The sequence below is a fragment of the Pseudomonas sp. GW821-FHT03A09 genome, from assembly GCF_059421065.1.
In genome coordinates, this window is record NZ_JBWKUX010000004.1 from 525,959 (window position 1) to 535,527 (window position 9,569).

11 protein-coding genes are annotated in these 9,569 nt (G+C 57.2%); 4 read left to right on the top strand and 7 right to left on the bottom strand.

The features are described from left to right. Positions 1 to 68 precede the first annotated feature (68 nt). The 6 genes from flgE to AC07V4_RS10290 form a co-directional block, all read right to left on the bottom strand. Entirely contained in the window at positions 69 to 1,379 is a 1,311-nt protein-coding gene (gene flgE, locus AC07V4_RS10265) for a flagellar hook protein FlgE (RefSeq protein WP_492635725.1), read from the bottom strand. A gap of 31 nt (positions 1,380 to 1,410) precedes the next feature. Then, a complete protein-coding gene (gene flgD, locus AC07V4_RS10270) occupies positions 1,411 to 2,145 on the bottom strand; it encodes a flagellar hook assembly protein FlgD (RefSeq protein WP_492635724.1) in 735 nt (244 codons plus the stop codon). A gap of 16 nt (positions 2,146 to 2,161) precedes the next feature. Beyond that, positions 2,162 to 2,605: a flagellar basal body rod protein FlgC gene (flgC, locus tag AC07V4_RS10275; protein ID WP_060756328.1), complete on the bottom strand. Its 444-nt coding sequence runs from the start codon at positions 2,603 to 2,605 to the stop codon at positions 2,162 to 2,164. A 3-nt stretch (positions 2,606 to 2,608) separates the two neighbouring features. Then, on the bottom strand, positions 2,609 to 3,016 hold the full coding sequence (gene flgB / locus AC07V4_RS10280) for a flagellar basal body rod protein FlgB (RefSeq protein WP_010208346.1): 408 nt from the start codon (positions 3,014 to 3,016) through the stop codon (positions 2,609 to 2,611). A gap of 250 nt (positions 3,017 to 3,266) precedes the next feature. Then, complete coding sequence (cheR, locus tag AC07V4_RS10285; protein ID WP_025854126.1) at positions 3,267 to 4,094, bottom strand: protein-glutamate O-methyltransferase CheR; 828 nt, start codon at positions 4,092 to 4,094, stop codon at positions 3,267 to 3,269. A 42-nt stretch (positions 4,095 to 4,136) separates the two neighbouring features. Then, positions 4,137 to 5,069: a chemotaxis protein CheV gene (locus tag AC07V4_RS10290; RefSeq protein WP_492635723.1), complete on the bottom strand. Its 933-nt coding sequence runs from the start codon at positions 5,067 to 5,069 to the stop codon at positions 4,137 to 4,139. Positions 5,070 to 5,150: 81 nt separating this feature from the next. On the opposite strand from AC07V4_RS10290, the gene flgA reads away from it, so the two are divergent. The 4 genes from flgA (at position 5,151) to AC07V4_RS10310 (ending at position 7,745) form a co-directional block, all read left to right on the top strand. Then, on the top strand, positions 5,151 to 5,915 hold the full coding sequence (gene flgA, locus AC07V4_RS10295) for a flagellar basal body P-ring formation chaperone FlgA (protein ID WP_492635722.1): 765 nt from the start codon (positions 5,151 to 5,153) through the stop codon (positions 5,913 to 5,915). Positions 5,916 to 6,056: 141 nt separating this feature from the next. Next, the gene (gene flgM, locus AC07V4_RS10300) at positions 6,057 to 6,380 is read left to right on the top strand and encodes a flagellar biosynthesis anti-sigma factor FlgM (protein WP_492635721.1); all 324 of its coding nucleotides are present in this window, start codon (positions 6,057 to 6,059) and stop codon (positions 6,378 to 6,380) included. 48 nt (positions 6,381 to 6,428) lie between these two features. Next, entirely contained in the window at positions 6,429 to 6,899 is a 471-nt protein-coding gene (locus AC07V4_RS10305; protein ID WP_431749442.1) for a flagella synthesis protein FlgN, read from the top strand. Between the two features lie 96 nt (positions 6,900 to 6,995). Then, positions 6,996 to 7,745: a flagellar brake protein gene (locus tag AC07V4_RS10310; RefSeq protein WP_492635720.1), complete on the top strand. Its 750-nt coding sequence runs from the start codon at positions 6,996 to 6,998 to the stop codon at positions 7,743 to 7,745. 61 nt (positions 7,746 to 7,806) lie between these two features. On the opposite strand, the gene AC07V4_RS10315 is transcribed toward AC07V4_RS10310, so the two are convergent. After that, on the bottom strand, positions 7,807 to 9,186 hold the full coding sequence (locus AC07V4_RS10315; protein ID WP_492635719.1) for an MFS transporter: 1,380 nt from the start codon (positions 9,184 to 9,186) through the stop codon (positions 7,807 to 7,809). Positions 9,187 to 9,569: the final 383 nt, after the last annotated feature.

Here is a 9,569-nt window from a genome sequence, read left to right on the forward strand (position 1 = left end):
TATGGGCTATTTTCTTACGCCCACAAAAAACCCCTCTGACGAGGGGTTTCTTGTGGAGCACTAACGCATCAAGTCATCTGAATGATGGTCTGCATGATGGTGCTCTGGGTGGAGATGGTCTTGGCGTTCGCCTGATAGTTGCTCTGGGCCTTGATCAGGTCCACCAGCTCGTTGGTCAGGTTGACGTTGGAACTCTCCAGGGACTTCGACACGATCGAACCCAGTGTGCCGGCTTGCGGGGTGTCGTAACCCGGCTGGCCCGAGGCGAAGGTTTCTTTCCAGGTCGTGCTGCCAGCGGGCTGCAGGCCTTGCTCGTTGTTGAAGCTGGCCAGGGAGAGTTGGCCGATAGCCTTGCTCTGCTGGTTGCTGAACGTCGCGAACAACACGCCGTTACCGTCAATGTTCAAACCAGTGATCTGGCCCGTGGCGTAGCCATCAGTGACCGGAGGGTTACGGTAAGTGGCCGAGTTGTATTGGGTGATGTTAGCCATGTTGATGGCGATCCCGGTCGGATTGGCCGTCGCGCCGTTGGCCTTCCACACGCCGTTGGTGACTGTCCCTGGCGTCCAGTTGGAAATGGTCAGCGTGGTGCTGGTGGACGCACCAGTGACAATCCCGGTGAGCTTGCCGGTGCCGTCAAAGCTGAGTGTCGAAGCGGTCGGCGGCGTGGAGCCTGTGCCGGTCGGGGCCGTACCGTCAGGGTTACGACCATCGATCAGGGTGTAGGATTTCCAGGTGTTGGAATCCGTCTTGACCAGGTACTGCACCATTGGGTGGGCGTTACCCTGGCTGTCATACAAGGTGGTGTTGTACTGGGTGGTGAAGGTTTCGGACTTGGTTGGATCGAACGGAGTAGCCGTCTGGTCGATCACCGGCGACGACGAGTTCAGGTTGCTTTGGGAATCCACTTTGGTGGAAGCCTTGGGCGGCAAATTCGCCAGGTTCAATTGCAGGTCGGTCAGGGCGCCCTTGATGATGTTGCCGTTGGCATCCGCCGCGTAGCCCTGCAAGCGCGAAGTGCCGGTGTTGTTGGTGATGTAGCCGTCTTTATCCGCACGGAAGGAACCGTTACGGGTGTATTCCAGCGAACCGTCACTGCCCTTCTGCACGAAGAAGCCGCCGCCCTGGATCGCCATGTCCAGCAGGCCACCGCTGCCGACCACATCACCTTGAGTGAACTGCTGCGACACGGCCGCCAGGCTCACACCGCTACCGACGCTGTTCTGGCCAGTGCCCAGTTTGGAGGCTGCGTAGATGTCCGCGAACTCCGCACGGGATGACTTGAAACCGGTGGTCGCGACGTTGGCGATGTTGTTACCGGTCACGTCCAGTTGTTTGTTGGCCGCATAGAGGCCGCTAAGGCCGATGTTAAAAGACATGTTTCTCTCCCTCTGCCGTATTTAGCCGGCTCTATGTACCGATAGTCTGAATTTGCGACAGCTTGACGCTGCCCATACCGCCCGCAAGGTTCAGCAACATCTCGCCGCCGGTCTTGCTCAAGGTCACGCTGGTCACCGTGGCGGGAAGCGAAGTCAACAGGGCGGCCGAGTCGCCCTTGTCATTCTTGTAAGTGGCGTTGAAGGTGTAGGTACCGGCTGGGGCGACTTCACCCTTGTCGTTCTTGCCATCCCAGATAAAGCTGGAATCACCGGCGCTCTGGGCGCCCATGTCGATGGTGCGCACCACGTTGCCGTCTTTGTCGGTGATCTTGACCGAGACGTTACCCGTGGCAGTTGTCACCGCCACCGAGCCGGTCATGCTCTTGCTGGTATCCACCGTGGCCTTGTCGGTCTGGGTGATGATCGAACGCCCCACCAGCGACGACGCTTGCAACGCTTGCGACGAGCTGAAGTTGCTGGAGATCGCATTCACCGAGTCGTTCAGGGTGTTGATGCCTTCCAGGCTGCTGAACTGAGCCAGCTGTGCGACGAACGCACCGTTGTCCTGAGGCGACAGCGGGTTCTGGTTTTTCAGTTGGGTCACCAGCAGCTGCAGGAACGCGTCCTTGCCCAGGGACTTGTTGCCCGTGGCGGCCTTGGCAGCGCTATTGAGACTGCTGTTGTCCGTGGCGGTCTTGACCTTGGAATTGAACAGGTCCTGGACCGGCGTGTTGGCTGGAGTAGAAGTGGTATCAACAATGGCCATTATTTGGCGCCCCTTATCACTGACCCAGGGTCAGGACCTTCTGCATCATGGTTTTGGCGGTGTTCATCATTTCCGCATTGGTCTGGAACGAGCGGCTGGCAGAGATCATGTCAGCCATTTCCTCAACCACGTTGACGTTGGGGTAGTACACGTAGCCCTTTTCGTTCGCCGCGGGGTGGTTAGGCTCGTAACGGGCCTCAAGGTTGCTCTGGTCTTCGACGACACCCAGCACCTGCACGCCGGAGCCTGCGGCATCCTGGTTCTGGAACAGCGAATCACTGCCGTTACCCTGGCCACCTTGGAACATGGTGGCGAACACCGGGTGGCGGGCGCGGTAGGTCTGGTCGATGCTCGAAGACACGGTCTCGGCGTTGGCGATGTTACTGGCGACGGTGTTCAAACGCGTGGTCTGCGCGCTCATGCCACTGCCGGCAATATTGAAAACACTGGACAGGGACATGGCTTACTCTCCACGCAGGGCTGACATCAGCCCTTTGAATTTGCTATTGAGCAGGGTGAAGCTGGCCTGAAAGTTCACCGAGTTCTCGGCATAGGCCGATTGCTCCAGTTGAGCGTCGACGGTGTTCTGGTCGATCGAGGGTTGCATCGGCGTGCGATACAGCAGCGATTCGTCACCATTGCTCAGGCCTTGCGCTTCGATATGACGGCTATTGGTCATGTTCAAGGCGAAGGTGCCGTTCTTGGTCTTGTCCTGTTGTGCAGCGAGCACAGCGGAAAAATCCAGGTCCCGAGCCTTGTAGTTCGGGGTGTCGGCGTTGGCAATGTTGTTAGCCAGGACTTCAGCACGCTGGGCGCGGAAGCCCAAGGCTTGTTCGTGGATACCGAGCGCTTTATCGAAGCTGATGCTCATGGCGGAAACCTTTAGGCTGACCTGCTTTTCGTAACAGGGTTATAGCAAGGCCCATGCCAATTCTTAGAACACCTGTATCTCAGGGGTTTGCGGGATGTTTGCCGACGGCAATGCCAGAAAAGCGGCAACGGGTTTCCGCGTGGCGCCAGTAAAGCGGCAATGCGGGATTGCCGCTTTCGAAAGGATTGCCGCAAAACAAATGTGGGAGGGGGCAAGCCCCCTCCCACATTTTTGAGCGAGTACTGTTTGCTTACTTGGCTTGGTAAATGATCCCAGGGCTGCATTGCACCATCTGGTAATGATCCGGCAGGCCGTTCAATGCCTCGGACGCGCCAAGGAACAGATAGCCGCCACGCTTGAGGGTGCCATGGATGCGCAACAGGATGTCTTTCTTCACTTCAGCCGAAAAATAGATCAGCACATTTCGGCAGAACACCATGTCGAACTTGCCCAGGCTCGCATAGCTGTCGAGCAGGTTGAACGAGCGAAACTCGACTCGGTTCTTGATCGGCGCCTTGACCGCCCATCGCCCTGCCCCTTTCGGGTCAAAGTAACGTTGCAGGCGCTCCTGGGACAAACCACGGCCCAGGGCAAGACTGTCGTATTCGCCGGTTTTGCAATTGGTGAGCATGGTGCCGGATAAGTCGGTGGCAACAATTTGCGCACCGGCCTTCAATTGGCCCATGTTGGTACGCTCGAACTCATCGATGGACATCGAGATCGAGTACGGCTCCTGCCCCGAAGAGCATGCCGCCGACCAGATACGCAGGCGTTGCCCGGGGCTTGCCTTGATGGCCTCCGGCAGTACCTTGCTCTTGAGCACTTCAAAGGGATACGTGTCGCGAAACCACAAGGTTTCGTTGGTGGTCATGGCATCGACCACCATTTCCTTGAGCCCGCTACGCGGCTGACCCTGGATGCGCTGCACCAACTCACCCAGGGATTTGATGCCCTGCTGCTCCATCAGTTTGTTGAGACGGCTGGATACCAGGTACTGCTTGTTTTCACCGAGCAATATGCCACAGGCTTTTTCCAGGAAGACCCGGAACTGTTCGAAATCCAAATTACCCGTAGACAATGATACCGCCTCTTAAATCGTATGACCGCCAGGGGAAATCCCCTAGCCGTGATCTGCTGCCTTGATCCGGTCGACTACCCGGGATGCCAGGTCATCAGGACGGAATTTGGCCAGGAAGTCATCAGCACCGACTTTCTTGACCATCGCCTGGTTGAATACGCCCGACAACGAAGTATGCAGGATGATATGTAATTTTTGCATGCGTGGGTCATTGCGTATTTCGGCCGTGAGGGTGTAGCCGTCCATTTCCGGCATTTCAATGTCGGAGATCATCATCAAGAACTCTTCCTCCGGCTTCTTGCCCTCATCCACCAGCTTACGCAGATAGTCCAACGCCTGGCGACCGTCATTCAGGGCCACCACCTCCACGCCAACCGTTTGCAGGCAGCGCGTCACTTGCTTGCGTGCGACCGAGGAATCGTCAACGGTCAATACGCGCAGGGACACCGCCTTGTGCGCCGTCTCGGCATCCACCACACCTATCGAGATGGCCTCCGAGGTCGGCGCCACTTCGGCGAGGATTTTCTCCACGTCGATGATTTCCACCAACTGGTTATCCACCCGCGTCACCGCTGTGAGGTAGTGGTCGCGCCCGGTGCCCTTGGGCGGCGGATGAATCTCTTCCCAGTTCATATTGACGATGCGCTCTACCGAGCGCACCAGGAAACCCTGGGTCTTGGTGTTGTACTCGGTGATGATCACGAACGGGCTTTCACGGTCCTGCAAACCGGAGGATCCCGTGGCCATGGCCAGGTCGAGAATCGGAATGGTCGCACCACGGATGTTGGCCACGCCACACACCACCGGGCTCGACTTGGGCATGATGGTCAGCTTGGGACACTGCAGCACTTCCCGCACTTTAAACACGTTGATGCCATATAGCTGCTTGCCGTCCAGGCGAAAAAGCAACAACTCCAGGCGATTCTGCCCTACCAGCTGTGTCCGCTGGTTTACTGAATCCATTACTCCTGCCATGCCCAGACTCCTACGTTAAAACCTTTGGGGGTGCGACGCGCACCCAACACTAAACGGCACGAGCTTTGCTATTTATTGGCTATGAACATTAAAACGACAGTTTCCCGACGCCACGGCTCCCCACGCTACGGCAGATTGCTCTGCGCCTTGCTGACGCTACTTGCCTTGGGCTCGAGCGCCACGGCCCGCGCAGATAATGTCACCTTGCCTGATCTCCTTATCGGCGTCACTCAAGGCTTTCTTGAGTTCACTGTAGAAGATTATCTGGCGACGACCCAGACGCCGGGCCGTTATGAAATCCAGGTCAACCAGTTAGACCCGCGCCTACGCATGCCAATGTGCGACAAGGAATTGACAGCCACCCTGGAAAGCCCTGCTCAGCCCATCGGGCGTGTGACGGTAAAAGTGCGCTGCGAGGGCTCATCCCCCTGGACGGTGTTCGTTCCCGCCCAGGTCAAGCTGTTCCGTGACGTGGTAGTCGTTACCCGCCCCCTGAAGCGCACCGGCATTATTGGTGTTGAAGACATTGCCCTGCGTGAGCGAGATATCGGCCTGATCAATCAGGGCTACCTGACCTCACTGGACCAGGCGATAGGGCAGAAACTTACCCGACCAATGGTCACCGACCAGGTCATCACGCTTGTCCATTTAGAGCAAGCAGAGGTCATCCGCAAAGGTGATCAGGTGGTGATTTCCGCCAGCAGCGGCGCGCTGAGCGTGAAGATGCCGGGAGAAGCACTGTCCAACGGCGGCATGAGCGAACAGATCAGGGTCAAAAACCTTAATTCCAACCGTGTGATCAAGGCGCGAGTGACAGCACCAGGCCAAGTCGAGGTAGCGTTATAGTTCGCTGGTGTGAAACGCTAGCTTTTCCTACACTGTGCGTTGGATGTGGACCTGTACAGGTTTATTGTCAATCGCGCCTAAAGTTTGTCCGGGTATGGCCGAAAACATGGCAAGCGTCCAAATACCCAGAGGTTTTTTAACATGGTCATTGATTTCAGTCGTTTGAATAACACCCCGGCTTTGCCCGGCTCTACGCGCACCAGCGGTGCGAAGGACAGTGTAGAAGCCAAACCCCAGCCTGCGCCCGCCAAGGCAGAACAGGCCGGTGCCAGCCAGAGTGGGGAATCGGTACACCTGAGCAATGAGGCTCAACAGTTGCAGAAGGTCACTGACTCGCTGCGTGATCAACCGGTTGTCAATAAAGCCCGCGTGGCCGAGTTGAAACAGGCTATCGCCGATGGCAGCTATAAAGTCGACAGCAACCGTGTAGCCAGCAAGCTGCTTAACTTCGAAGCCGAGCGCTAGGCAAAGGCCTGCGCAGGGCTTTTGGACGCTTAAAACCCAAGGCCAGCCATGCACCACGACGAACATTTGCTCCAACTGATCATTGATGATCTGGCGCCGACGCAACATTTGCTCGAGCTGCTCAAAGAAGAATCCCTGGCTCTCTACGGCCGGGACATGCGCTTGCTGGAAGAGATCCTGGCACGCAAACAGTCGCTGATTGTGCTGCTTGAACAGCACGGCAAGAAGCGCAGCGAAATTCTCCTCAGTCTGGGCCTGCCAGCTGATCACGACGGACTTGCCCAACTGGCCAGCCACTCCTCGGTCGGCGACCAACTGCTGGCGCAGAGCAGCGCGCTCAATCAATTGCTCGCCCAGTGCCAGGAAGCCAACCTGCTCAACGGTCAGTCGATCCAGCTTCAGCAAGCCACGACCGCCAACCAGCTGCGTATACTCCATGGCGGAGAGCCTCCGGCCCTCTACAACGCCCAGGGGTCCACATCACGCCTGGTCAAACCAAGCACCCGCAGCCAAGCCTGACACTGGTTTACCGCGCGACCTATCCAAGGCGCGCCACATGCTGGCAAAATGCCGGTTCTTGCGTGTAGTCGTATTTTGCCTGGAGATGGAAGAACCGTGTTCAACGCCCTTAATGCGGAAGATGCCCCGCAGCCACCCAAGGTCCTCACCACGCCTCTGGAAATCGCCGGCACTTTGCGGATGCTGCAGGAAAGCCATGACCCGCTGATCATCACCTTCCACGAACGCAGCCAGCGCTTCCAAAGTTATCTGGTAGACATTGAGCGGGACAGCAAGACGCTGGCCCTGGACGAAATGATTCCCCGTGACGGCGAACGCTACCTCGAAAATGGCGAACCGTTCCGTATCGAAGGCTTCCATGAAGGTGTACGGGTTGCCTGGGAAAGCAACGGCACGTTGACCATCAGCGAGAAAGATGGCCACCGCATCTATACCGGAAGCATGCCTGACGAGGTGGTCTACCATCAGCGACGCAATGCCTTCCGGGCCGCGTTGAAGCTGGCGCAGTTGGTGAATATCGAGTTGGGTGGCGAAAAACTCAAGGCACCGATCAGTGGCAAGTTGCTGGATATCTCCGCCACCGGCTGCAAGCTGCGCTTTGAAGGCGATATCTCCGAGCGCCTGCAATTGGGCCAGGTCTATGATCGCTTTATCGCCGCTCTCCCGTTTGGCAGCATGAGCACCTCCGTGGAACTGCGCTACCTGCACTTCGAAGACAAGATCAACACCACGTTCGCCGGTGTGCGCTTCCATAACATGAGCGGCCTGGTGCAGCGCCAGGTAGAACGATTTGTGTATCAGCTACAGCGTGAAGCGCGACGCTTCGACAAAGATGACGATTTTTAAGCATTAACACTCGCATCAAAAAAAACGGGCAGATCCTGATGGGATCTGCCCGTTTTTGCTTTCAGGGGCGCGCCCTGCTCAGGTCATGCGGATGATCGTCCGGGTCCGGATGCTCTGGCGGTGTATCAGGTGTGGCCTCTTCAACGGGTGCTTCCGAATTGGCTTCAGGCTCCGTTACGGTGGTTTGCATCTGCTCCTGCACCACCGCTTCATCGACACGTGGATCCAACGCAGCCACCAATGGTGAACTGGACATACTGTCGGGCATCGCCACGTGATGCAGCGGGGCGTCATCAACCTGATGCAAGTTAGTCACTGCCTTCGGCCGGATACGCCACACCAGTATCAACGCGCACAGACTGAAAAATGCGTACAGCATGTGGCTGCCGAACAACTTCATTACCACACCTGCCAGCAGGGGCCCGACGCTGGCGCCAATGCCATAGGTCACCAGCAACATGGCTGTCAGCGATACTCGACGATCACCCTCTACATGGTCATTGGAAAACGCCACGGCCAGTGGGTAAAGGCAGAATTGCACCAGCGAACACAGGAATCCCGCGACAAACAGCACTTCCAACGGCACTTGGGTCATGATCGCCAGCGGCAGGGCAGTCACTGCCAGGCAAAGTGCGAAACAGCGAATCAATAATGCACGGTCATAGCGGTCCGACAACCAGCCCAGCGGCCACTGCACCAACAAACCGGCGAAGATACAGCATCCCATGAACAAACCGACCTGTTCAGTCGTCAGTCCCTGCTGGGAAGCGTATAGCGGCGCCAAGCCGTAGAAGGAGCCCACGATCAAGCCCGCTCCCAACACCGTGCTCAGCGACTGCGGCACACGCTTGATAAAAAAGCGTGGTTCCATCGGCGCCGGGTGCAAAGGTGCCGGGTGTATACGCCGTGTCATGGCCACCGGCACCAGGCATAGGGCAAAACACAGTGCCACCAGCATCAGCAGTTCCAAGCCAAGCTGAGGATGCATCACGAGGATCAACTGCCCCAACACCAAGCCCAGGTAGGAAGCGATCATATAGCCGCTGAACACTACGCCGCGCTGCTTGGCGTCCGCCTGCTCGTTGAGCCAACTCTCGATAACCATGTACTGGCACATCATCCCCAGGCCTACGATCATCCGCAGCACAATCCAGGCCGGCAACCAGTTGATCAGTCCGTGACCGAGTACGGCGGCACCGACAATCCCGGCACAGGTGGCATACGCACGAATGTGCCCAACACGGGCAATCAGGCGATGCCCGATCTTGCCACCCAGCACCAGGCCAAAATAGTTGGCCGCCATCAACGCACCTACCCACAGGCTGTCAACATGGTCGGCGGCCAGGCGCAACGCCAGGTAAGTGCTGAGCAAGCCGGAGCCGATCAACATCATCAAAGAGGCGAAATAAAGGGCTCGAAAAGATTTCCAGATCTGGCGCATCGGCGTTCCGAGCGGCTCCTTGCAGTAAGGGACAGGGCTATCGGCATGATAGTCCGGGGGACTTCGTCCGGACAGGCGGTATAGGCTGTTTCCGGGGATTATTTTGCTTAAAAGCTCAGACGCTGCATGGGTGCCTGGAAGGTACACGCCGATAGGTATAAATGCAGCGCACTGCTTGTGAACGCTGATCACCTACAAGGTTCGATTCATTTTTTAGAGGGCTGCCGCATTGAGGCTCGAAGCAGAGGGATGGGCTTTGGCATTGAGGGCTACATTGATGAGCCTCGTTGCACTTTTCGAGCGCCCAAAACAAAACCCCATCTGCTTTCGCAAATGGGGTTTCGGAATTTAATCTTGACGATGACCTACTCTCACATGGGGAA